Source organism: Bacillus sp. LSHTCR4 (genome assembly GCF_057197025.1).
Genome location: NZ_JBXUNO010000011.1, coordinates 755 through 26840 on the forward strand (window position 1 = coordinate 755; position 26086 = coordinate 26840).

Here is a 26086-nt window from a genome sequence, read left to right on the forward strand (position 1 = left end):
GCAGGAGAAGTTGATTCTAAAGAAATTCAGTCTCTATTTGGTGCTGGTGAAGGAGATGTAACGCCGGAAGGTTTAAGTAGCTGGTTAGGTAATAATGGTGGATACTGTACGTTAACAAAAGAATGTATGCCTTCTTGTAACTAATTATCTATATAAAACAATAATAAAATTTATAGGAGTGTTAAATATGAGTTCATCAAAAAAAGTAGTAGAAGCATGGAAAAACCCAGTAGAACGTTCAAAAAACGAGGATGCACCAAACCATCCAGCAGGAGAAGTTGATTCTAAAGAAATTCAGTCTCTATTTGGTGCTGGTGAAGGAGATGTAACGCCGGAAGGTTTAAGCAGCTGGTTAGGTAATAATGGTGGATACTGTACGTTAACAAAAGAATGTATGCCTTCTTGCAATTAGTTATCTATATAAAATAATAATAAAATTTATAGGAGTGTTAAAAATGAGTTCATCAAAAAAAGTAGTAGAAGCATGGAAAAATCCAGTAGAACGTTCAAAAAACGAGGATGCACCAAACCATCCGGCAGGAGAAGTTGATTCTAAAGAAATTCAATCTCTATTTGGTGCTGGTGAAGGAGATGTAACGCCGGAAGGTTTAAGCAGTTGGTTAGGTAATAATGGTGGATACTGTACGTTAACAAAAGAATGTATGCCTTCTTGTAATTAATTATCTTTATAAAATATATAAGAGAAGTAGAGAATCTACTTCTCTTATTAATGAAAGGAGTAGTAAAGTGTCTGTAAAGCATAGTGCATTTATTGATGAAATAAAAACTAACGATCAGATAGTTCCATATTCTAAGGATTACATAAATTATTGGAAAAAAACATTTGAAAACAACGAAAATAAATTTGAAGGGATCTTAAAGGATCTTTCAGGTATTCAGTTATCAACTCTATCTCAATTAGAACATGATGAATACAGTGTAGATAAAGTAGATGCACTGCTATCATTAACCTTCTCAGAGTTTGACAGTTTCCAAACATCTGAATTCCCCCCAACAATCGAAGAACATTTATCAAAAGCAACTTTTTACAACTTTTTTAAAAAATTTATGAGTTACTCATTTTCTAAAGTTCATAAATCATTGAATACATATTCGTTCTTCGAAGAGTCACAATTATTGGCACCACTAGAATATATGTATAAGAGATTATATGAATTATCCCACAAAACATTAATATTAGAACTTAACATTCAACGTGTTCTTGAAAATTTAAAAGGGGAAACTTCGGAAGAACGTTACAATCATTTTTGTTCTTATATTAGTACAAATGAGTTTTTTGTTTATTTTAAGGATACATATCCTGCTTTATATAGAACAATGTTAACTACATTAATCCATTGGTCAAATAATATTATTACTCTTTACTATAATCTTGAACAAGATAAGGTACAAATCCAAGAGACATTTAATATTGATATTCAGAGAAATAAACTAATGACCATTACATTAGGGCTTGGTGATGAACATAATGATGGCAAAACGGTGTCATTAATTGAATTTCTTCCTAATATAAAACTTATTTATAAGCCACGATCAATTGGTGTCGAAGCGGCATTTAATGATTTAACTGCTTGGATAAATAATCAAGTTAATAATAAAGCCCAACTGTATTCACCAAAAATCATCGATAAACATTCTTATGGTTGGGTTGAATATATTGAGAATATAGAATGCAAAACGGAAGAACAACTTAAATCATTCTATTTTAAAATGGGGAGTCTATTAGGCGTTTTATATAGTTTAAATGCTGTGGACTTTCATTATGAGAATATTATAGCGATGGGTGAGTATCCGGTTCCAATTGACCTTGAATCTTTATTCCACCATGCAAAAATATTAGAAGAAAAGAATGGGTCTGCTCATAATAAAGCTCTAAATCTAATTAATAGATCTGTTAGATCCACTGGAATTATTCCATTTCTTGCATTTAATAGCGATAATCCTAACTATAAAGGTCTTGATTTAAGTGGTCTTAGTGATAAAAATGACCAATTATATCCATTAAAGGTACCTTCAGTAGAAGCAAAGAATACAGATGTGATGCACGTAGATGCTACATATAAATATGTTAAAGTGAATGAATTTGAAAAAAACAAGCCGATTTTTAAAGGTGAAAAAGTTTCATATAAAGATCATGTAGACGTTATAATAGATGGCTTTAAATATATTTATGAATGGATTTTAAATAATAAACAACAGTATAGCAATTATATATCAGATAAATTTAAAAATACGATAGTAAGAATGATTCTAAGACCTACCGCTGTATACGGTGAATTACTAAGAAAAAGTAAACATCCTGATTTTTTACAAAAAGGATATAACCGAGATATTTATTTCCATACTCTGGCATTGGAACCAGAGAATAAACCAAAAGAAATTATTAAATCCGAAAAAACTGATCTACTCAATGATGATATTCCATATTTTTATACAACGGTGAGTAGCAATCATTTATATCATAGAGAGAAAATCTGTATTCAAAATTATTTTGAATCATCTCCTTTAGAAGCTGTAATACAGAAAATCGATGACCTTAATATTGTAGATTGCTCACAGCAAATTCGAATTATGCGAATGAGCTTTTTAGCACATTCAGCTACATTTGGTGCAAATGAACAAGCTATTGATCCATATCGCAAGGTCCATATTCATGCTAATAAATCTAAGGAATTTTTAATTGAGGCACGTCATATAGGGGATTATTTAATTGCTAATGCTATAGAAGGGAATAATCAATCTGATCTTTGTTGGATAAGTACCGTAATATCTGCCTCTAACGAATATAAATGGGATATTTATCCTGTAGATTTAGATTTATATAATGGCTTAAGTGGTATTTCTCTATTCTTTAGTTATTTATATCATTTGACGGGAAGAAATGATTATAAACTAACAGCTGAGAAGTCTATTTATCCTGTAATTAATTCACTCCAGAGATTACCTGAGCAAAGAATGTTTAATATTGGTACTTTTAGCGGTGTTAGTGGTTCAATCTATGCTTTAAATCATATTAATCAATTATCACATACTAAACAATATGAACAACTTATACTCGATTCTATGAAAATGGTTGTTAGTAAATTATCGCAAGATAAAGTATTTGATATTATTGATGGAACTGCGGGGGTAATCGGGGTACTAATAGCTCTTTATAAAGATAGTGGTAATAAGGAATATCTAAAACTTCTCAACCAAGCGAGTGAATACTTAGTAAATGCTGCATATCATCATCCTGGAAAAGAGGGGCATGTCTCTTGGAAACAAAGAGACGATATTTCATGGATTGGATATTCTCATGGAACGGCAGGTATTATTACTGCTTTGGTAGCAGCTAATCAATATATAAATAACCCCAATATTTTAAAACTAGCAGATAAAGTTTTATCCTATGAAAATAGTTTCTATGATCCAAAGCATAAAAATTGGAAACTTCCATCTAAGGATAATCACTCTGTTGCTTGGTGTCATGGTGCACCAGGTATCTTATTAAGTAGGCTAATGTTAAAAGAAAGTAATTATGAAAATAGTATACTCGATCAAAATATATATGCTGCTCTAGATACCACTATTGATAAATCGTTTGGTCATAATCGTTCACTATGTCATGGGGATTTTGGAAATTTAGATATTCTATTGTATGCAGCAAAAGTGTTACAAGATAAAACATCTTACGAACGAGCAAATTCTATTGGTATACAACTTTTAGAGTACTCTAAAACGCATAATTGGAAACAAGGGGTCAGTACGGGAACTGAATCGTTTGGTTTAATGACAGGCCTTAGTGGAATTGGAGTAGGTCTTTTACAACAGTCTGACTATAATTCAATTCCTTCTATTTTAAGGTTAGAAGAGGCTAAATTATAAAAGGAGACGGATACATGAAACAGCTAAAAATTCTTGTAACTATACTTTCCGTATTCTTGTTAAGTTTAGTTACACAACCTGTAAAAGCGGAAAAAGTAGAGACAACGGATAATTATAAATTTATTCTTTTGGATAATGAAATTCAAAAGAATAACAAGGAAAATATTATAAATTTTTTAAAGGAAAATAACGCAATTGAGATTAAATATACTCCAGAAATTCAAATGATTTCATATAAAGAAACTAAGAGTAATATTCAATCCGATTTAGATAGTAAAATACGTACTAAGTTTAAAGCATCTATAGAAAATGTTGCTAATAGTGCTAAATTAACTTTACCAGATCCAAAGGTTTTAAATTCAAATGAGCAGTTTGCAAATAATAAGTTGAAATATAGTTTATCTTCAAAAAGAACATTGAATTCCATTACTATTAATGAACCAGTCTCAAACGTTTCGCCACCTTGGCAAATTGCCAAGGTAACTAATAATTATAAATCTCACGAGATAACTTTAGGAGAAAAAAATGTAAATATTGCCTTAGTTGATAGTGGTGTAGATTATAACCACCCTGAACTTAAAGATAGCATTAGGTATCTAGAAGGAAAATCCTATGTTCCCAGCGAACCGGATCTGTTAGATCAAAATGGCCATGGTACTCAGGTTGCAGGAATTATTGCAGCGCATGATAAATTAAAAGGGATTGTACCCAATATAACTATTACTCCATATAAAGTTATAGGGAAAAAAGATGGTGAATCAGTCTGGACTATACAAGCTATTATTGATGCAGCAAATAAAGGAGCAGACATAATAAACTTAAGTTTAGGAACATATAAAGCTATAAATTTAGAGGATGAGAACGCAATTATAAAGGCGTATGAAAGAGCTATTCAATACGCGAAAGAAAAAAATTCTATTGTAGTTGCTTCAGCAGGTAATGAAGGAATAAGCTTGGATAAACCATTTGAAAAAGTAGATGATGAGAAAGGTGTATTATATAAAATTCATGTACCTGGTGGATTAAGTAATGTATTGACGGTATCAGGAACAGACAAGAACGATGAATTTGTAAATTACTCCAACTTTGGTCCAGAGGTAGACTTTAGTGCACCAAGTGGTTCATATGGAACAATTATTGATAATCAATTCAAATTTGATCCATCCTATTTAATTGGTACTACCTATCCAACTTATTTAGAACCTACTATGTTGGATGTTCAACTAAATACACCGAAAGGCTACACGCTAAACCTAGGGACTAGTTTATCTGCTCCATCAGTATCTGGTACATTAGGAGCTATTATCTCAAGGTATTATGAGCTTCATTCTACAAAACCTTCGTCAGATATAACTATTAAGTATTTAAAAGATGGTGCTACGGATTTAGGTCCGACTGGTAAAGATGATCAATATGGATATGGATTAGTTAATAGTTATAAGAGTACAAATAGTGTTAAATAATTTTGTTCTTAATTAACCTGTGTTAATGGTATTTTGTAAAATTCACTCACTATTATTTTACTAGATGATAATAGTGAGTGAATTAATATTATCATCTAGTAAAAGCGTGTAGTGGAACGACAGTTAAATATTAAAAATGACATGTAGATTATAGAAACTGGGTATTAACCTTTGCTTTATATTCTATTTGGAGATTTTAGTAAAAGATATTAATAATAAGTAAATATAAGAATAAAATTTAAACTTAATTTAAAATTCTAAATTCAGGTGGTTGATATTATGAACAATCAAGTTTTAAATATTAAAGGTTTGCATAAAAAGTATAAAGACAAACATGTTTTAAAAGGAATTGATTTAACTATTAAAAAGGGTGAAATATTTGGATTATTAGGTCCGAATGGAGCGGGTAAATCTACTTTTTTTAAAATCATACTAGGATTAATAGAAGCAGACGAGGGGACTGTAGAAGTATTAGGAAAGGATATCAAAAAAAATAGAATTGAAATCTTATCTAAAACAGGTTCATTAATTGAAGCTCCGACCTTTTATGATCATTTATCGGGGTACGAAAATTTATTAATTGCTTCTAAATTGAAGAATGTTAATGATAAAGAACATATAAAGGAACTTTTGAATTTATTTAAACTATATGAAGACCGAAACCGTGCCTTTAAAAAATATTCACTTGGTATGAAACAGCGTTTAGGATTAGCTGCTGCATTCATGAATAATCCTGAATTATTAATATTAGATGAGCCCACTAATGGATTAGATCCACAGGGAGTTTATGAAGTAAAAGAATTTATAAAAAAGGCACCAAGTATATTTAATTCTACTATAATTTTGTCAAGTCATATTCTAAGTGAAGTTGAACAAATGGCCGATCATATCGGAATTATTCATCAAGGAGAAATAAAATACCAAGGTTTATTATCTTCCTTACAAAATAAACAATCATTAAATATTGTTGAATTTACAGTTAATAATACAGCCCTTACTCAGAAATTACTTGAACAATCTAACTATATCTTCCATGTAAATAATAATATCTTTAGCGTTGAATATTATGATGATAAATCACTTAATGATATTCAACAATTACTAGTATCTAATCAGATTTTCATTCAATCTTTCCAAACTAAAAAGCAGAATTTAGAGGAAGCATATTTAGATATTGTTGGACAAGGTGCTGTAAGTGTATGAGGAGTGTATTAGCTACTGAGTATATAAAATATAGAAAAAGTCATTTACTGTTTTTGATTATTTTAGGGCCTATTATACTTGGATTGGGTGAATTCATCGGATTAAATTATTATAGTAATTATCATGCTATTAAATTAGAAACGGTATTTGGCATAAATCTACAAATCTTAAAATACATCTTAAACTTTTTTATTGTGTTTATTATAGCGAGTGTAAACAATATTGAATATAAAAATTCTACGTGGGCCAGAACACTTTCGTATCCAGTACAGAAATTAAATGTGTATCTAAGTAAGTTTGTGGTTGTTATGATTGCCTTTATTATTACAACCTTAATGCATATGCTTTGTACAGTATTATTAATTCCAGGTTTAGGTATCTCTTTGGATGCGGTTTCAATGCAGCAGGTATTTGTTTTTACGTTATATCCATTTCTTATTAGCGTTCCATTCTGTGCTTTGGCGTTCATTATATCCATTAACGTATCGAATCAATCAGTGATTGTAACGCTAGCCCTATGTTCGTATCTTTTCGGCGATATATTAAGTTCAACTAAGCTTTGGTGGTTCCCTATTTCATATCAAACTTTATATTCTCCAATTAATTATGTGAATAATCTAGAGGTTTTTAATACATTATGGGCGTACGATAAATGGTACATGCTAGCGGGAATTCCTATTACTGCTGTTATTTTAGGAATTGGATATATCATATTTATTAAAACCAATAATAAAAATTAAAAAAGGAGATTTCAAATGATAAATTTAATTTATTCCGACTGGATAAAAATAAGAAAGCATCCACAACAAATTACATTTTTCATCTTAGCACTTTGTCCGATTATATATTCAATGGTTATGTATACTAAATACGTTGTAGGAAAATATAATCATGGTTTGGATAATGAATGGATGGGCGTATGGATGTTAGTATCTTTTTTCTATGTTGGTTTTTTTCTCCCGGTCATTTCAGGGATGATAACAACTTTCTTCTGCCAGTTTGAAAGTAAAACTAATTGGAAAATAATGCATTTATCCCCGGTTACTAACTTTAAAATTGTTTTATCTAAATTTGTATCTAGTGTGTTATTATTTGCTGTAGTACACTTAATCGCTTTAATAAGTTTATATGTATCAGGAAGATATTTTGATTTTACAGATCCATTTCCTTTATTATTCATGGTTAAAGTATTTTTCACTTCTGTTGTTGCAACACTGCCTCTAATAACTGTGCAACTTTTATTATTCTTATTTATAAAAACATCTATCACTTTTACATTTCTTAATATAATTCTATCTTTAATTGGGGTATTTATTTTTTCAGAAGCAAAGTTGGGATTTTTATATATATGGTCTCTACCATTGCAGTCTATAGAATTAGTTGATCAAGGTATAGTGTCTATTGGTATATTATTAACATCAATAAGCGCATTTACCATTGGTATGATTTTAATTACAGTGCGTTATGTAAAGACATTGAAAAAGAACGTGTAATATGAGAAGTGAATCTTGAGAAATCTTAACAGTACCTCATTTTAATAAATAGTAAAAAGAGCCCATCGGTTATGATGGACTCTTTTTACTATTTATACGCAGTTTATTTTTTAATCAAAACAGAACTCCCAGTCACTTAACGCCCTTACGAGATACTCTACATGTTCTATAGGTTCTTTGATACGATTTATGATAATGTATTTATTATTAAACTCCATATCTAGAAGGAATTTAACTCTAAATTTTTTTGTATTAGTAAAATAGGATCAAAAAAATAAGCATTAATTTGCTGTTTTTTTGATCCTATTTTACTAATTGTTATTAACATTAGGAAGCATTTATATTTTAAGTACAACAAATTATATAGAAAGGAGCCTAGTTGATGTTTAAGAAAAAGGTACCATTTATAGAACAAGCCCAACAGACTGAATGTGGTTTTTGTTGTATAGCGATGATTACCGAATATCATAATAGTACCGTATCTTTTCATGATATGTATGAAAGGATTGGTAATGGTAGAGATGGAACGTCACTATTTCATTTAAAGCATCTAGCTGAGGGATTAGGATATGAAGCAAATTGTTTTAAAATTCAAGAATATGATGAGTTATATAAGGTCCCACTCCCTTGTATTATTTATTGGAAGGAAAAACATTATGTAGTACTAGAGGAAGTAGCTGAACATGGAGTAATAATTGTTGATCCCGCTGTGGGAAGAAATAAGGTGAAAAAGGAAGAGTTCGAAAGGGATTTTTCAAAATATGTTATGACATGCGTACCAGGTGAAAGGTTTGTTAAGAAGAAGCCTAAAAGCTTATGGTTACCATATATTAATATATTGAAAGAGAGACCATCCCTATTAATAAATTTAGTCTTACTTTCCTTTGTGTTACAGTTATTCACTTTAGGTATACCCCTTCTAATACAATATTTAATAGATCATGTTATTTCACCTCAAAATTTTAATTTGTTAAATATCTTTTTAATATCAATAGTATTTGTGGTGGGATTCCAATTTCTATTCAATATAGTTAGAGGTAAGGTTGTAATTGTAATGGAGAACTTTTTAGATAAACAAATGATGAGTAAATTTATTAATCATTTACTTCATTTACCTTATCATTTTTTCCTCTTAAGAAAATTTGGAGATCTCCTATTTAGGGTAAATAGTCTAAGAATAATTCGAGATATGATTGGATCAAACCTTATTAAGGGTATATTAGATGTTGGGTTACTAATTGTAATATTTGTTTTCATGATAATTAAATCACCAATTTTAACAGTATCTGTTTTAGTGTTCACAGCACTTAACGCAGTTTTATTAATTGCTACACGCTCTAAAGTAAAAGAGGTTAGCCAAGAAGAAATTATGGCGAATAGTGAAGTTCAAAGTATTCAAACGGAGACTTTGTATGGAATATTCAATGTTAAAACAGCTGGAATCGAAGATAAAATATTTACTCGATGGAATAAAAATTTTAAAAAATTGCTAAAGGCTTATAGAAAGAAGCAAAATCTTAATAATTATATTCAATCAGTAAGTAGTTCTATTGGGAATTTAGCGCCCTTATTCACTCTATGGCTTGGTGCATATTTAATTTTAAACAATCAGTTGACATTAGGAAATCTAGTAGCTTTTCATGCTATTTCCAATCAATTTTTTGGACTAAGTCAGTCAATTGTTCAAATGTTTAATTCTTTCTTTGTAACTGGTACGTATTTAAGAAGGGTACAAGATGTATTAGATGCACCAAAAGAAGAACAAACTCCGGATATGAAAGAGATAACTAATCTTGAAGGTCGTATACGTTTTGAAGATGTAAGTTATCAATATACAAAATATAGTCCAATGTCCGTTGAAAATATTAATTTAGAAATTAAACCGGGCCAAAAAGTAGCGATTATTGGAGAATCTGGTGCTGGAAAGAGTACCATGTCACGTTTACTATTGGGATTGCATAATCCGAGTGAGGGGAAAATATATTATGATGATGTGGATTTAAGTAATATCGAAAAATCATCATTAAGACGTCAAATTGGTGTAGTTCCTCAGGACGTTACACTATTTAATAAGACTATTTTTGAAAATATTGCAATTTATGATAAGGATATCTCGATAGAAGAAGTTGTTGAAGCTGCTAAGGTAGCACAAATACATGATGATATTATGAAGATGCCTATGCAATATAATACGTTCATATCTGAGATGGGATTCAATATTTCAGGAGGACAGCGACAACGTATTGCACTTGCGAGAGCTTTAGTTCATAAACCATCCATTTTAGTATTAGATGAAGCAACAAGTTCATTAGATCATCTGAATGAGAAGAAGGTAGATGATTATCTCAATGAAATAAAATGTACAAGGGTTGTTATTGCACATCGACTTACTACAGTAATGAATGCAGACTTAATCATTGTGATGGATAAAGGAACTATTATAGAATCGGGTACTCATAAAGAGTTAATGCTAAAAGCTGGTTATTACTCTTCCTTCTTCAAGGATATAGAACCAGATTACAAGTTACTAGCAAATTAAGCATATATATTTATGAACCTAATAAAAAAGAAAGAGGGATAGATATGAAAGTTCAAACAAAAAAAGACCGTAATTTAATCAGATATGCAAGTGGGGTAGTTACCCTTTTAATCTTGGCTTCCTTTATATATCAATGGAATAACGGGTTAAATATTGACATTCCTGAAAGATTAGGTCTAGGGATAGCTCTTGTCGCATTTGTTACTACCTTTATGCCTCAAAGAAAAAAAGATGCTAATTAATTTAAATCGCGCTTGAGATCTATTTCTCAAGTGCGGTTTCCTAAAAAATTATATAGAGGAATCATAAATAATCATTCATACCAATACAAACTATAAATTTAACATTTAAGCTTTAAATATATAAAAAGTAGCAATTTAAAAGAGAAATATCTTAAATATTTTCTACGTACTTAAATTCAAACTAAAAAATTATAAAAAAGGGTGGATATCAAATGTTTAGAAGAAAAAAATCAGATGAAATGCGAAAACAAAAGTGGAATACTAGTGGATTGACTAGTGTAGTTGATGAAAATGAATTAAAACAGGTTGTAACTGGCGCGGGTTCAGACGATATTTATATAGAGACAGTTCCAGCTGCTATAGCTGCGTTTTTACCAAATCAGATGAACACATATCCTGATCCAATGATCATGCCTAAGTATAGATAATCAAGGACTTAAAATAAAAAAAGAGAACATATTAACACTAAAAGATTTGTACTTGAATCCAAGTTGTCATAGGTATCGTTTATTACACTAATCCTATAGCATGTAAAGAAAAGCTATTTGATAGAAAAGGTATTGGGTGTTATCAAGGTGCAAAATTATTTTATTAGATATTCATTCTATATTTAGGGTGTATATCTGTTGGCCTAAAAATAGGAATCTAAAATCCTTGAATATGCTAAATAGAAAACTTTAATTTAGAGAATTAGATGATTTACAACAATATTGGACTATCCCTATCTATAGGGGGAAGAGAATCCTGTAATATCTAATTTCCGTTCACTATTTTAGTAGGATCAACTTATGATGCATATAATAAAACACATATTTGTACGTTGAAGTCACATGCCTCGTCTCTTATTTTTCTAGGGGAGGCTATGAAATTTCAATAGGCATAGAAGACAAAATGTCGAAGGCTTCCTATAAATGATTTTTATATTTGAAAAATCAGTAATTTCACTTACTAAATTAAATAAACAATGCTATAATGTGGTGTGGAATCCATTTATTCAGAATTAATGGTTAATTGATATGATGTTTAACATTGTTTTAATTGTAAAAAAAAGTGTTAATTCTCTTTTATAGAGAATTATATGGCGGCATAGCCAAGTGGTAAGGCCCAGGTCTGCAAAACCTGTATCATCGGTTCAAATCCGATTGTCGCCTTTTATTTTAGTATATCAATATTTTTCATATGGTGGCATGCCAATTAGGAATGGTACAAGGTTAGCATACCCTTTTATGTTGGTTCGAATCCAACTGTCACCTTATATCCCAATACCCTTTGGGAATGATTACTTATGACATCTTTCAATAAATCATATTTATTTGAAATGATAAAGTAAAAAAGAAAACTATTCTTTTTTACTCTTCAGTCGTTTGTAATATTATACCAATTTCTCGAACAACCACACTTCATTCTACTACACCTATAATTCCAACATGATTGATTTATTTCATGGAAAGACTCCAAAATAATAATTTTTGCAATGCTCATGAATAATGTATGTTATTAAGCATGGATAATTTTATTATGTAAATTTATCCTATTAAAATTTTGAATCCTTACTAATGCAATTGAATAGGCTCCTACAGCATAAATGTATTAATCATAGTATGCGCAACAAAATAGTTGAACAAGAATTATGCTAAATTTCACAATTAATTTTCTTAATATTCAGATTTTTTGTGTGGTTATTATATAAGTTAAATATTTTAAAGGAGATGATTTTATGAAGAGTAAAGGAGTATTAATATCCTTCCTGGTTTTAGTTACATTTTTAGGATTTTTGCCAATAGAGAAGGCAAGTGCATCCGTATCATCTAATTCAGTAAACGAAGTAGAAGATAGGATTGACACAAGTAAAAATTATTATATAGTTCCAGCAGATTTACCAACAAGAGGATTAGGTTCTCATCGGTCTCTTAATTTTTTACCGTCTTTAGTAGTTGCTCCTTCACTAGGCAATACAGTGGAAAAACCTAATGGAGCTCGTATGAAATTGGTTTTTTCTGAAGAAAAAAAGAAATACCAAATTGGGATGCCTTATCCAATGCCTGGGAGAGGACTTGTGAATCAATTTATACAGATTATTGGTGAGGGTAGTTTATATATTAGTTTTGGTGACAAATACGGGGCTGATTGGATAATAACTCCTGTAGAAGGAGGATATATACTGCAAGCAGAAGGTGGATACCTTAATTATAAAGATATTGAATCGTCAATGTATGGTCCTATTACAAGAGCTTACTTAGGTAAAGAAAAAGTTGTGTGGAAATTAGTACCTGTACTTTAAATTTTATATAGGGTTTATAGGATATACTTAATAGAAAAATAGATTAGTTTACTAAACAATTTTTACTATAGCAGGTGTAAAAAATAATAGATAAGTAAGCAACAGTACAAAGCATTTTAACTTGCGGTATGTACTGTTTTTTTTTTTTGATAGCGTTCTATACTCATTGATCTAAAACCTATTCAAGCGTAAAGATTATTAGTCTCAACCATTCTTATTAATGGTCAGGTCGTATTCGCGTTACAATCTGTGTTTTCGTAATTTGATGAAAATAATAGGAGAAAGAGGATTATCAATTACTCACACAACAATTACGCGCCGCGTTTATTGCCCTAAATTTGTTAGTATACAAGTTAAACCGTTAATAATTTCATTTACCGTATGGATAGATGTAATACACAGGGATTAGACCCAAAAGAGGGAATCAGTCTCCACTTTAAAAGTCAACGAAAATCAATGGAATCTATACCTAACTTATGTTAAATTTAATGTAGATTTACTTTTCTTTTTTATTTCTTTTAAACATTCAAGAGCCGTTTCGCGGTTCAGATTCAGACACTAATATGGTGTTTATGACTCTGAGTCCGGAACGGCTCTTTTTATATATAATTATTTATTTTTAATGAGATCATGAAAATGAATGAATGTGTTTTTGGATTAAACAATATAAAAAAAGGAGTGAGGACCGTAAGGTACGAAGAAAGCACGGCTATAGCCGTGCCGTTGCGAAGACAAGTGGATTTGCTAAAGAAACGTGGATATAACAGTTGCTCTTCACGCTAAATATGGAGCGACAGGCGTAGGCTTAAATTGAAGTTTTACAGATACATATGGAGTAGCGGATTGACACCTTATGGTGTGCGGCGCATTTGCCGCGCACCATAAGGTGGATTATGCCCGTTTGAGCGTGAGCGAAAACGGGCCGACCGAAGGGCGGCGGGAATATGGGAAGACGGCGAGGATCTTCAAAAGTATCCCTTGTAAGGCAAATTGAAAATGCAGTAAAAGAAATTATTTGTATTGGGCAATCAAAATATGAGGCAAAAAAAGAAGGACAGCATACGGGAGGTTTATATTCTTTTAAACATATTCAAAATACAATATCAGTTTCAATTGATTTTGCACGTTTTTGTAGGGAACAGTATGGAATTACACGAATCGTTTATTTTAAAGAAGAACATTATTATGCTTATTTACAGTATAAAGAACAAGAAGGGGTGTCCCACGGCCACTTAATGAATATTGAGACGTGCCTAAGGAAGTTACAAATAGCTATGCACAGACAGGCGAAGAAGCTTCAAAAAGCCCCTGTGAGCTTTTGTTCTGAAAAAAGGGTGTATAGCTATAACAACCCAAAAAATAAGAAAGCTCCCGAGAATCGCTCTATGAGCTTGAGAGATGCGAATAGATTAATAGAGAATATCCCCTCTATCCATGTTCGGAATGCATTTCAATTACAGTTACATTTGGGACTTCGTGCGAGGGAAGTTATCAATCTGACTTTAGAACATTTTGATTTGAAGAATGGTGTTTTAAAGATTAAGAATGGAAAAGGAATTACAAAAGGTGGACGGGGACGTGAAATTCAGATACCTGAAAGATTGCAAGAAAAGATCTATGAAATAATTAAAGATAAACAGTTACATGAAAAAGTCATCCCAGTTAAAGATAATACTTTGCGGGCAGCTCTCTTAAAAGCTGGAAGGACAACTGGGATTCCTACGAATGGAACGCATATGTTCCGTCATACGTTCGCGAGGGAACGTTTTAAAGAATTATTAGGGGAATCCTATGAGCAAGGACAGAAAGTATTGGCTTATATACTGAAAAATCATGAGCGAGGAAAACGCGCGGATTATGGGATTCGTCAAGAGTTTAAAACTACCTATTGGCAAGTACAAGATGCGATGAATATAGTTCATGAAGAATTAGGTCACGGAAGAGGAAGAGTAGATTTAGCTCAAGTTTATTTAAAATGCTAAGATAGAGGAGTTATAACCGTTATAACGAATTTGAAATACTAAAAAGGAGGTTATGACTATTATGACTCCTATAATTTATGAAAATGTATCCCAAGTTGCTAAAAGATTGAAAGTATCGCCGTCTACGATTAAAAAATATTATTTATTAATTGAGAGCTATAACTGTTATGCTTTTAAAAGAGATGAACGAGAACGGGTTATTTTTGATGATTATGATATCGGATTATTACAAAGGTTAGTAGAATTAAAAAGTATGCCCCAAGTTACATTGGAAGATGCTTGTAAATTACTTTTAGAAGAGGAAGGGTTAACAGTTCAGAATATAAATATGACTGTTATAACACCTAAATCAGATGATTTAAAAGAATTATTGCAAGAATTAAAAGGTACAGTGGAGTTACAACAAAAACAATTACAGAGTCAAAATGAACAAATAGCTCAACTAACAAACTTATTGGAATCGCAACAAAAATTATTAACTCACTCCGATACTGTAGAGAAACAACAAGTTGCTGATCGTGATAAGGCTGTTATGACTGTTATGCGAGAGCTTCAAGAAGTAAAACAGATGGTTGCGGCAAGTAATGAAAAGAAATGGTATCAATTTTGGAAGTAATCTACTGATTCCTATGCGTTTATGCCGCGAAAGTCACTTGACTATGAGGGCAAGAGGCTCGTAGTCAAGTGAATCGTGGAGTGAAAAGCATAGGACAGATGCCCCAGTATTAAAGGGAAAAAACCAATGTCTTCGCCAAAATTCGTGGTTCTACTGTTAGAAAAAGGCGAATAAGAATATAGCATACATACAATAAGGGAATGCAGTATAGATCAGTCTACAAGCATTCCCTTGCTATAGTGATGTTAATAATATTTTAATGATGTTGTTACTATATATGTCATGTTAATTAAGAATAAAAAGATTAATATATCTAGTGTTAAAAAAACATATAATGTTATTTTTATCTTTTTAGAAATTTCATTTTTAATCATATATATAATGAATAGCATTGTAGTTGATTGGAATAGCATGGTGAAAAATAAAAATGTGATAGCAAATACCATATTCCCTGGTATAAATGGAGTATTCATTATAAGTAGAGAACTAATTATATTAAGAATAAGCGTAGTTAGTATAAAAATATATTTATAGATGTTTTTAATTTTGATCACCTACTTTAATTTTTTGTTTGATAATATAGTTGTTTATTTTTATGGTTATATATAAGTATTTTGTTATTATTTTCGTCTACAATGTAAACATCTTTTTCTTGCCAATCTATCCCGTGAGGTATATCTTTTTCGATTGAAAATAAAACGTCTTTATTTCTAAAAGGAATTGAATTTCGATTAGCATGAATGTTTATTTCATGTTCTTTTGTTTGAATGCTATAATCTCCTGAATAATTGGAGAAAAAAGGTGTTAATTTACTATAAATATATAGAATTTCTTTTTTATCGCTTTCTTGATAAAAGTGGGAATTAATAACGTTTAGATCTGATGTTTTTATGTCTTTTGGTATAAGTAAAAAAGCAATGAGACAATAAAATATAACAACAATAGTAATTAAAGAATATATGTAGAGAGCGGCTATTAATAAATATCTTTTATAATTGCTTTGTTTTATTATCTGATTTTGCAAATTTGAATCCTCCTTTAATAAAGAATCAATTGAAACATTAAATAGATTGCTTAAGGCTAATAAATTGGTTAGATCAGGAAGACTTTTTCCTAGTTCCCATTTAGATATAACTTGTCTTGAAATAAATAATTGGCTGGCTACATCTTCTTGTGTCATGTTATTTATTAATCTTAAATGTTTTATTTTTTTTCCAATGTCCATATATGTACCTCCTTTAATTACTTTAATTATTCTAATGTTAAATAGTAAGAAACGCATCGTAGCGTTATAAAAAAGGCATGCAACGATGTGTTGCATGCCTTTTTTTAGGTTATTAATTTATTGTTGTTTTTTTACATTGCTAAATTTGAGATGTAATATCCAAATTCATAGCCTATTCTTATAATTCCAGCACCTAATATTATGTAGAGGGAATATTTAATAAATTGGTTTTCCTTTAGGAATTTATTTAGATTATTCACGATGAACACTCCTTTTAATATTTTAATTTCAATATATTAAAATTAAAATAAAATGAAAAGATTAAATTTGAAATGTATCAAGAATATTATCTTTTTCTTCTTTATTGATTCCAATATATTTAAGTGTAATTTGTGGTGTGCTATGGTTAAGTATTTCTTGTAACATGGCTACATCTTTTGTTTGTTTATAAAACCAATAGCCGAAGGTTTTGCGCATGGTGTGAGTACCAATGGATTCTACACCGGCAAAATCTCCGGCTTTTTGCAATTGTCGATATGCTTGGATCTTACTAATCGGTTGATCGCCTTTTCTTGAAGGGAATAACCATGTACTTTCTAGTGATTGGGCATACGAATAGATTTCATCAAAAATAGAAGTAAGATTAATCATGCGTTCTTTCTTCGTTTTTCCTTCTTTGATTTTAAATTCTTTTCTCTTTTTGCGTTTTAGTTTTACTATGGTTTGTGTTTCAAGTTGGAGTAGATCACTTACGCGTAGTCCGGTATGAATTCCAACAAGAAAGAGAATATAGTCTCTTTGAGAACAATGACGTTTAAGAGCCCATTTCATATCTTCGATCTGTTTTTTGCTACGGATGGGTTGGACATCAATAAGATGTGGTTTTTTATTCATGGATTTATGACCTCCTTATTTACAGTGTTTTGAATGTATACTTTTATCATGTAAATTGAGGATATCAGGGGAATCAGTGAGAAGTCAATGTTTAAGGGGAAATGAATGTAAACTAATATTCAAAAGTTTACATTGATGGAATAGGGAAGAAGATAGAGAATTTACTATTTGTGTTGATTTAATCCTATTACTTATTGTGTTAATATAATTTTAATATATAATTTTATTGATATTAGGAGGGATAGGAGAAAGATATATGTTGGAAAAATTTAATAAATTTATGTTTGCTTTACCTGTAATTTGGTTTGTATTACTTATTGTATTGGGATCGTTTTTACTTGTGATGCCATTAGATTTATTTTTGCCACCGATAAAACAACATCCGATAAAAGAAGAACTCGCTATTATACAGATTTTAGTAGGAGTATTTGCGGCACCAGTATATGAAACAGTAATTTTTCAGGTATTTTTATTTTGGGTATTAAGTTGTATTTCTCTTATTAAAGATCGTATTTATCTTATTATTTTAATAGCATCAATTATATTCGGATTAAGTCATTCAGATGGTATTACTTATATAGTAGCTACAGCAATAATTGGAGTATTATATAACTATGCTTATTGGGTATATCAAAAAAAGAATGAAAAAGTTGAAGTTACAATATCTGCTTTTTGGATTGTTGTTTTGATTCACTCACTACATAACGCTATTGTTGTTATAGCATTACATCTATAAATCTTTAAAAAATAATTAGTTCTATTAGTAGTGAATTTTAAGTCAATGATTGAGAGAAAACTAAATTATTTATGGGGTAAGAAGTATAGAACTAAAGCCTTTTCTATGCTTCTTTTTTATGTAAATTTATATCTAAAAATTTACATTTGAACCAAGTATGTATTCCTTGTTTTTTTGTTCTTATTAATATTTAAAATAATGTAGGAATATTGTAAAAGAATTATAGCGTCAAGAGAGAAGAAAAAGTCGTGATGGAAGTTCTGGTGGGTGTTACTAGATAAATTACGCATAAGTAGAAAAGTATACTTTTCTACTTATGATAATAGGGATATTTCTATATTTTTCATATCTCTGTTAAGAGCTTGAATTTTCTTTTCTGCTCAGGTGTTAGCTCGTTTTCTACATAACGATCTATAAGTAAGTCTATTATTTCATAAGCGAATTTTGTATTTGTAAGTTTCATTAATACTTCAAGTTCTTCTTTTGATTGATTAGAAATCTTAATACTACCTTGCTGATTTTTAAATTCCTTTTTTGTTTTAGTTTTTTCGTTTCTTTTTGCTTTTCGAGTTACTTGTTTTTCTTCTGTCTTAGGTTGAGAAGGAGCAGTTGCTTCAGCGTTATTGTCAATCGCAGCTTGTCCTTGCTTTGGTACATAAGGCTCAGTTGGCTCAAAGTTCCTTTTCTTTCTACCTAACAAACCAGGAGTTTTCGCCATATTACACACCAACCTTCATTTTTTCAAACATATCGATACGAGATAATAATTCATCACTAATCGTTTCGTATAATTCAATTACATTCATATCATGTCTATCTTTTTCAGTAATACCATTTACATCAAATCTTTTAATACGCTCCATTTGAGGGACGACATTTTTAAATAGGTTCTCTTCACCAAAGATTTCACGAGCGTTTTCCATGATGTATTCATCAACTTTACCATTATTTTTTAATAAGACAGGAAGAATACCAACTACTTCAATATCAAGATCATATTGTTCTTTCAACTTGATGAGTTCATTAACGTAGTTCTCTGCACCAGTTAGAGAACGTTCTTGTGTTTGTAAAGCAATTAGAACATAATCAGAGGCCACAACGGCGTTCTTCGTAACTTCTAGTGACATAGGAGGAACATCAATAAATATGTAGTCATATTTATGTTTTATCTTTTCAAGTAATCCTTTAAAGTAGTGATCTTCCTCTTTTTCAGAAGTGCAAGTCTTATAAAGGAACTTTGCGAAATCTTGAAAATCAACATAAGAAGGAATTAAATATAAGTTCTCCATGATTTCCACTTCTAAACCATCTAAATTCCCTTCTTGTATCCCTTTCATTAATGTTTTTTCAACAGTTACAATTTCATCTGGATTAAGAATGGATTTTGTTAACATTAAAGACTTCGTTGCATTACTCTGCGGATCAAGGTCAACGAGTAACGTTCGCTTTCCTTTTTTCGCAACTTCATAAGAGTTTAATACAGCATTTGTGGTTTTACCAACGCCACCTTTGTAATTCCCAACCGTAATTGTAATAGCCATTTTTAACACTCCAGTAATATTTTTTAAAATTTCCCTATATCCCTTTATAGAAATAGGGAAAAATAGAAATAGGGAAATAGGGATATTTCTAATTATAGAAATAGGGATATTTCTATATTATTAAATGAATTATAACAATGATGTTCTGTATATGCAATAGAATGATAGAGTTAATAATTTATAACAAAAACGTTGATTTAAAAGGGAAATTTTAATTCGAGTTGGGTTTAAAAATTAAGTGAGAGTGGAGATTTTCAAGGAGAGGTTTAAAGAGAAAAAAAACTAAAAAATAGGGAAATAGGGAAATAAGGCAATAGGGAAATATCCCTATAGGGAAATAGGGAAAAATAGAAATAGGGAAATAGGGATATTATTTAAATCACGCGTAATTTCACTGTTTACAAACAAAAAAACTTGCTGTAATGTAAGAATTAGCAAGTTTTTCAACAAAAAGTGATTTAATTTGATACTCTACATAAAGAGCTTATTAGATAAATAAATGGTAAAAAAATAAATAAAAAAAGAACGGCTGTCTAATTGAGATTTCTGAGGTCACAATTTGACAGAAAAAGTAGAGTTACTGACAATAACTTTACTCTCCGGTGAATACACGTTGCGGTCAACAACTTGTATTCCATTTACACACTGCAAGACCAGTATGTAAAATTCTCCGTCCGTTCTAGTTAACTATGTTATTAGAGATATAAAAATATCTGTATTTAGTATAGTTAATTAGAGCTAGATTGTAAAGATAGAAATCCGTATTTAAGTTTGTTTGAATATGGAGAAAAGTCTGTCTTTTATCTACTTTCCGGAGAATTTTTGAGGTGAGCAGTGTTATAACTGCTCACCTTTTTTATTGTCAAAAATCTAGTGGAAAGGAGATTTAACATGGATAAAGCGCAACAAGCAATCGAATTGATTTTACATGATGGGTTACGAAAATATAAATATAAAAACTCAAGAGCTAGCATATCCATGTTAGATTCTCAGGATTCTAGTATCAAAATGGATGACAGATTTGTATTTATTACACGTACAAAAGAAGATTTAACGAACTCATATGGTACAAAGGGGGTTGTATTGACTTCTCAAGAAACAGTACTGGACCATATTGGACAAGCTACACATTGGACTCCGAATATTTTTAGAGTGGGAACGTACATAGATAGAAACAGAAAAATCATTAAAGGGCATGAAGAACGAAATCTAAAACAAATTAATTGTTTTACTGTTGATATTGATACAAAAGACCTTACTCCAGGGGAAATCGTACTTGCAGCAATGGACAAGCAGTTAGGAATGCCTACAGTTATTGTTGAAAGTGTGAAGGGATACCAGGCTTATTTTGTGTTGGATAATCCATTATTTATTTCGAATAAGAACGATTTCCGGGGATTACGTAGTGCAAAAAGAATCAGTGAGAACATCAGAAAAGCTCTAAGTGATCTTTTACCTGGTGTTGATTTGACATGTAATGATTTCGGATTCTTCCGTATGCCAAATGAAGATAACATAGTATGGTTTGATGCAAACAGTACATGTAATTTATCTCATTTAATTGAATGGTCTAAAGATCAAGATATCGGCCATCGTAGAAGTTTATTTACGGTTATTTCAAATAAGCAAATTAAAACTACGCAAATTACTGAAGGATGGGTGCAAAAGGTATTAGCATGCACACATATCAGAGGTCAAAAAGGTGTATTTGGACGTGATAACGCTGTATTTACACTTGCGTTAGCATGCTATTCTTCAAGAATGACTCAAGATGAGGCATATAATTTACTGGATGAATTTAATACAAGCCTAAAAAGCCCTTTGAAAAATTCAAGTATTCAAAAGGCTATTCGTAGTGCTTTTTCAGGTAAATATAAAGGCGCAAACAAAGAGTACATCAATCAAATTTTAGAAATTTGGTCAGATAGAAAGGTAACATTTTCAACTCTAGTACCATCACAGTATTGGTATAAACATAAGAAAGCACGCAAGGATCGTGTGCGTAGTCATTGGTATGAGTGGGAACAAGATATCATTGACTTCTTAAACGTGCAAAAAAATACCGAAAAAGGATTCGTATATTTTACTCAAAAAGAAATATGTGAAGTGTTGCGAATTCCAAGAAGCACGTTAAACAATGTGCTAAAGAAATCAAAGCAAATATATCTCCATGTGATCGGTAAAGGTAGTCAACGACAAACTGGACTGTCTACTTTGTTGTTGCTTTTTAATAATGCTATTGGTCGTACAACAGAACAAAAAGAGTTGTACTTGGAGTTTATTCAATCAATCGTCCCTGGAGCTGCAGAGCGATTATATGATCTACTCCCAAGGGATAACAGTGATTCTATCACACTAAATACGGGCTAATTTGGTACTTTGTCCACTATGCCAATACATATTTCTATTATAGTTTTTTCCTTTTTGGTTTTTCTGTATGAATTACAGTACGTGAAATTATTTATTGGCCTTTTATTTTTATGATCGATTGTTAGTTCTTTACAAGGTGTATTTTTACTACAGTATGTTCTGTTTAAATTACTGGATTTTTTTATTAGATGCTTTTTTAGACATCGATAAAAGGAGCAGTGAGCGTTCTATTAAATTGTTTGTAATAGGGAAAAATTAGCTTTTTTGAAATGCATGGTGAGGTGCGAGAGGATATTCGAAGTTCTGATGGCTATCTTTGTTATTTGTTAGAAACGTTTTTTAACATTGGTTTAAATAATGAAGAGGAAATTAATAAAGTTTTGTTGGGATTGATAGATTTATTATCTAGATGCAGTGTGCTGAAAAAAGTGGACTAAACAAAAGTAATTTCAAAATATACAATAAAAGTTGATTTTGAAGTTACTTTATGTTTAGTTTTCTTATGTTTATTTTTCTTTCGGAAGAACAATGCCTTTATACAATTGAACTGTAATGAAGTAGTAAATTGAGTAAATGACTATGAAAATTATTATTGGAAGCCAAATACGGAAATATGGATCGATTAGGATGAACGAAAAGATGTTCATACCAACTAATACATGTGCAATCCCTACAATCGCTGGGAATAGGAATATTAAGAATAATTCTTTATAAATTGACTTTGTTAATAATTCACGGCGCACGCCGATTTTACGAAGCATTTGATAACGCGTAATATCGTTTGATGCCCCAGATAGAATTTTAAACATTAAACAGCTTGCCATCATTGCTAAGAAAGCAATTCCTAAGAAGAAGCCCATAAATACTGTCCCGCTCGAAATGCCGTAAAAACCAGTATATATGGCGTATTTACTTGGTATATCATCAATTTTTAGATTTTTATATTTGGTTAACTGTAACTCGTCAATTTTTTCCCATTCTTTTGTGTATGTTAAGAAATTATCTGTTTTTCCAATGAATACACTACTTTCTGTATTTTTTAAGCTATCATATATTTTTTGATCGACAATTTTAATTGTTTGATCGGGATGCACATAAGAGGGCTCCAGCGTTCCGAAGGCATCTTTCCACTCTGCTGAAATTAAATTATTGGTATTTTTCGAAATCTCTCCTGTTGGTAGTTTTTCAGAAGCTCTTTTTTTCACTTTAGCAGGATCTTTTACTCCTTCTTTAATATATTTAACATCTTTTACGAAAGGACGGTGTTTCTCTAAATCTTCTTTTACATAATAAATGTATTTATCATCTGTTTTATAGCGATATTCGCTTTTCTCTTTAAATGTAATACCATTTAAGATTTTCTTTTCTTCAGTCGTTGGATTATGAATCGTAACGTCATAAATCGCAAGAGTATCTACATTCATCATAACGTTATTTTTAAAGGCCATACCACCTGAGATTGCCCCCGCTCCAAGCGCAACTAACATTGTCACTGTCGCTAGTACTTTTGTTAAGCTGTTAATACGGAAGTTTAACTGTGCAAATGTAAAAGCATTAAGTCCTTTTTCATTACGTTTTTTATTACTTTTCATCTTTTTAATAATAAGAGGTAAGAACGTTCCAAATAACATGTAAGTTCCAGACATTACAGTAATTAAAGCAATAAAAATCCCAGCTAGTCTTAACTTATCCATGTAAATCATAGAAGCATAGCCAATTGTTAATAAAATAATCCCCAATATTGCAAAGATAACAGTCTTCGCATTTTTTACAGAAACACGATCTGTTTTTGAATTTGCATGTACAAGTTGTAGGACTGTAATACGTGATAATTTGATACTATTCATAATTGCTGATAATACAAATAGCACAAAGAAGAAAACACAAGTAACAATCATGGAGGAAATATAAAATGCTTCATAACCACCTGCAGTAAAATCCAGTTGTTGCATTAGTAGTTTACCAATTACTTGTGCAAGCCCTACACCTACTGCAATCCCGATTACAAGGGAGGCAGCACCTAATACAATTGTTTCGATGAACATAAGAAATGTAACCTTATGTTTTTTTGCTCCTAACATCATATACATACCTAATTCTTTTTGACGAAGCGATAATAAGAATGAGTTTGCATATATAATATAGAAGAATGTAATAATTGCTAATAATATTGAACCAGCTTGGAATACTATTCCAATTTCGCTAATAATAGAGTTTGCCTTAAGAAATGCTTCGTTTAACGCTAATGTTTGGAACATATAAAAAATTGAAATGGACATGACAAGACCAACAAGTAAGACGATATAGTCCTTTAACTTACTTTTTAGTCCTGACATAGAAAGTTTAAATAACATGCCTGAACCTTCTTTCTTATGCTTTTTGTTTACCTAAGTCTGCAAGTACATCTAAAATCTCTTTATAAAACAACTCACGTGCACCAGTGCGGTGAAGTTCTTTGTATAACGTTCCGTCTTGAATGAATAAAATACGCTGACAGTAACTTGCACTATATGGATCATGTGTAACCATCATGATTGATACGCCCTGTTCTTCATTTAAGTTTGTCATCGCATCTAAAAGACTTGTAGCATTTTTAGAATCAAGCGCTCCTGTTGGCTCGTCCCCTAAAATTATAGCTGGTTCATGCACAAGCGCACGTGCGGCTGCTGAACGTTGCTTCTGTCCACCAGATACTTCAGATGGATATTTTTGAAGTATAGCTGAAATACCTAACATATCCGCTACTTTCTCTACTTTCGGTCCAATCTTACGTGATGGAACACCTTGAAGCGAAAGTGGAAGTGCAATGTTTTCATAAATAGATAAGTTCTCTAATAAGTTAAAGTCTTGGAAGATGAACCCTAATTTTTTCGAACGGAAATCAGAAAGCTCACCTTGTTTCATTTTCGTAATATCCGTGCCCGCAATTTCAACAACGCCGCCCGTTGCTTTATCAAGCGTTGAAATTACATTTAATAATGTCGTTTTACCAGAACCAGATGGCCCCATAATTCCAATAAATTCCCCGTTTTGAATCGAGAACGATACACCTTTTAATGCGTGTGATTGATTTTCGCCTTTTTTACCGTATACTTTTTGGACATTTTTAACTACTACAACTGGTTTGTTCATATATATCCTCCCATGCTCTCTGTTTTTTCCTATTATGTTTTTTGACATACTCTGCTGTGGATTAATCTCATATTTGTCTAACATCTTTGTAATGTAAACGAGCCAGTTCGATGTGTTATTTAAAGTAGCTCAAAAGACGATATTAAAGATGTGTAATTTTTTCAATATTTGCATTTGAATCTGGATCAAAAAATGTTGTAGATACACCTCTTATCGTTACACTAAATGGTATCCTAACTTCCAATATCAATAATAATATTTCTATGACATTTCAGGCAGGTGATTGTAGTATTTCAGTAAAAATAACTATAGGGAGCTCTAATGCGACAACAGATACTGTAGTCCAAGTTGACATTTTTTTATGTTTTATCGTATCTAAATAAGTGAGGAATTGTACGTTATATAAAACAGTAAAATAAATATCCGGTCCCTTAGCGTACAAGGAACCGGATATTTTGTATCTAAATTGTGTCCGAATGTA

At 31.0% G+C, this 26086-nt stretch carries 22 protein-coding genes, 2 tRNA genes and 1 pseudogene; 19 read left to right on the plus strand and 6 right to left on the minus strand.

All coding sequences use genetic code 11. The features are described from left to right. The 16 genes from AC2CGR_RS27735 to AC2CGR_RS27810 form a co-directional block, all read left to right on the plus strand. Positions 1-144 (plus strand): lichenicidin alpha family lanthipeptide (locus tag AC2CGR_RS27735; RefSeq protein ID WP_479840741.1); only part of this gene is annotated, 144 nt, incomplete at its 5' end. 43 nt (positions 145-187) lie between these two features. Next, positions 188-412, plus strand: a complete 225-nt coding sequence (locus tag AC2CGR_RS27740) for a lichenicidin alpha family lanthipeptide (RefSeq protein ID WP_033692916.1) — start codon at positions 188-190, stop codon at positions 410-412. 43 nt (positions 413-455) lie between these two features. Then, positions 456-680, plus strand: a complete 225-nt coding sequence (locus tag AC2CGR_RS27745; protein WP_033692916.1) for a lichenicidin alpha family lanthipeptide — start codon at positions 456-458, stop codon at positions 678-680. A 67-nt stretch (positions 681-747) separates the two neighbouring features. Further along, complete coding sequence (locus AC2CGR_RS27750; RefSeq protein ID WP_071680019.1) at positions 748-3888, plus strand: type 2 lanthipeptide synthetase LanM family protein; 3141 nt, start codon at positions 748-750, stop codon at positions 3886-3888. Positions 3889-3902: 14 nt separating this feature from the next. Further along, entirely contained in the window at positions 3903-5351 is a 1449-nt protein-coding gene (locus AC2CGR_RS27755; protein ID WP_277486348.1) for a S8 family serine peptidase, read from the plus strand. A gap of 279 nt (positions 5352-5630) precedes the next feature. Beyond that, positions 5631-6554 (plus strand): ABC transporter ATP-binding protein, encoded by a 924-nt coding sequence (locus AC2CGR_RS27760; protein WP_001064855.1) that lies wholly within the window; start codon positions 5631-5633, stop codon positions 6552-6554. Next, a complete protein-coding gene (locus AC2CGR_RS27765; RefSeq protein ID WP_061402408.1) occupies positions 6551-7294 on the plus strand; it encodes an ABC transporter permease in 744 nt (247 codons plus the stop codon). The genes AC2CGR_RS27760 and AC2CGR_RS27765 overlap by 4 nt, the downstream gene beginning before the upstream one ends. Before the next feature lie 15 nt (positions 7295-7309). After that, positions 7310-8047 carry an ABC transporter permease gene (locus AC2CGR_RS27770; RefSeq protein ID WP_068031323.1) on the plus strand — a complete coding sequence of 246 codons (738 nt, stop codon included), beginning with the start codon at positions 7310-7312 and terminating at the stop codon, positions 8045-8047. A gap of 382 nt (positions 8048-8429) precedes the next feature. Then, on the plus strand, positions 8430-10586 hold the full coding sequence (locus tag AC2CGR_RS27775) for a peptidase domain-containing ABC transporter (protein ID WP_000473623.1): 2157 nt from the start codon (positions 8430-8432) through the stop codon (positions 10584-10586). A gap of 44 nt (positions 10587-10630) precedes the next feature. Continuing rightward, positions 10631-10828 carry a hypothetical protein gene (locus tag AC2CGR_RS27780; protein ID WP_061402410.1) on the plus strand — a complete coding sequence of 66 codons (198 nt, stop codon included), beginning with the start codon at positions 10631-10633 and terminating at the stop codon, positions 10826-10828. Between the two features lie 212 nt (positions 10829-11040). Beyond that, complete coding sequence (locus AC2CGR_RS27785) at positions 11041-11256, plus strand: hypothetical protein (protein WP_061402411.1); 216 nt, start codon at positions 11041-11043, stop codon at positions 11254-11256. 652 nt (positions 11257-11908) lie between these two features. Next, a tRNA-Cys gene (locus AC2CGR_RS27790) sits at positions 11909-11979 on the plus strand. Between the two features lie 30 nt (positions 11980-12009). Continuing rightward, a tRNA-Ala gene (locus tag AC2CGR_RS27795) sits at positions 12010-12081 on the plus strand. A 464-nt stretch (positions 12082-12545) separates the two neighbouring features. Then, on the plus strand, positions 12546-13109 hold the full coding sequence (locus tag AC2CGR_RS27800) for a hypothetical protein (RefSeq protein WP_061402412.1): 564 nt from the start codon (positions 12546-12548) through the stop codon (positions 13107-13109). A gap of 944 nt (positions 13110-14053) precedes the next feature. Continuing rightward, a complete protein-coding gene (locus AC2CGR_RS27805) occupies positions 14054-15091 on the plus strand; it encodes a tyrosine-type recombinase/integrase (RefSeq protein WP_277486358.1) in 1038 nt (345 codons plus the stop codon). Positions 15092-15152: 61 nt separating this feature from the next. Continuing rightward, the gene (locus AC2CGR_RS27810) at positions 15153-15707 is read left to right on the plus strand and encodes a DUF3967 domain-containing protein (RefSeq protein WP_000187863.1); all 555 of its coding nucleotides are present in this window, start codon (positions 15153-15155) and stop codon (positions 15705-15707) included. A gap of 559 nt (positions 15708-16266) precedes the next feature. Here AC2CGR_RS27810 and AC2CGR_RS27815 read toward each other — a convergent pair. Together AC2CGR_RS27815 and AC2CGR_RS27820 are read right to left on the minus strand one after the other, a co-directional pair. Beyond that, complete coding sequence (locus tag AC2CGR_RS27815) at positions 16267-16932, minus strand: helix-turn-helix domain-containing protein (RefSeq protein WP_074619585.1); 666 nt, start codon at positions 16930-16932, stop codon at positions 16267-16269. 321 nt (positions 16933-17253) lie between these two features. Then, entirely contained in the window at positions 17254-17826 is a 573-nt protein-coding gene (locus AC2CGR_RS27820; RefSeq protein WP_277486335.1) for a tyrosine-type recombinase/integrase, read from the minus strand. Between the two features lie 256 nt (positions 17827-18082). Between AC2CGR_RS27820 and AC2CGR_RS27825 the strand changes: the two genes are divergently transcribed. Then, positions 18083-18562: a CPBP family intramembrane glutamic endopeptidase gene (locus tag AC2CGR_RS27825; RefSeq protein ID WP_277486334.1), complete on the plus strand. Its 480-nt coding sequence runs from the start codon at positions 18083-18085 to the stop codon at positions 18560-18562. A gap of 343 nt (positions 18563-18905) precedes the next feature. Here the strand turns inward: AC2CGR_RS27825 and AC2CGR_RS27830 are convergent, their stop codons facing one another. After that, positions 18906-19280: a hypothetical protein gene (locus AC2CGR_RS27830; protein WP_001140760.1), complete on the minus strand. Its 375-nt coding sequence runs from the start codon at positions 19278-19280 to the stop codon at positions 18906-18908. A 1-nt stretch (position 19281) separates the two neighbouring features. After that, positions 19282-20103 (minus strand): ParA family protein, encoded by an 822-nt coding sequence (locus AC2CGR_RS27835; RefSeq protein WP_001018648.1) that lies wholly within the window; start codon positions 20101-20103, stop codon positions 19282-19284. 891 nt (positions 20104-20994) lie between these two features. Between AC2CGR_RS27835 and AC2CGR_RS27840 the strand changes: the two genes are divergently transcribed. Further along, the gene (locus AC2CGR_RS27840; RefSeq protein WP_061402420.1) at positions 20995-22473 is read left to right on the plus strand and encodes a primase C-terminal domain-containing protein; all 1479 of its coding nucleotides are present in this window, start codon (positions 20995-20997) and stop codon (positions 22471-22473) included. Between the two features lie 506 nt (positions 22474-22979). On the opposite strand, the gene AC2CGR_RS27845 is transcribed toward AC2CGR_RS27840, so the two are convergent. Continuing rightward, positions 22980-24827, minus strand: a complete 1848-nt coding sequence (locus tag AC2CGR_RS27845) for an FtsX-like permease family protein (RefSeq protein ID WP_277486330.1) — start codon at positions 24825-24827, stop codon at positions 22980-22982. A gap of 16 nt (positions 24828-24843) precedes the next feature. After that, a complete protein-coding gene (locus tag AC2CGR_RS27850) occupies positions 24844-25605 on the minus strand; it encodes an ABC transporter ATP-binding protein (RefSeq protein ID WP_277486328.1) in 762 nt (253 codons plus the stop codon). A gap of 188 nt (positions 25606-25793) precedes the next feature. Between AC2CGR_RS27850 and AC2CGR_RS27855 the strand changes: the two are divergent. After that, a pseudogene (locus AC2CGR_RS27855) lies at positions 25794-25988 on the plus strand (hypothetical protein); the annotation flags it as partial. Between the last annotated feature and the right edge of the window lie 98 nt (positions 25989-26086).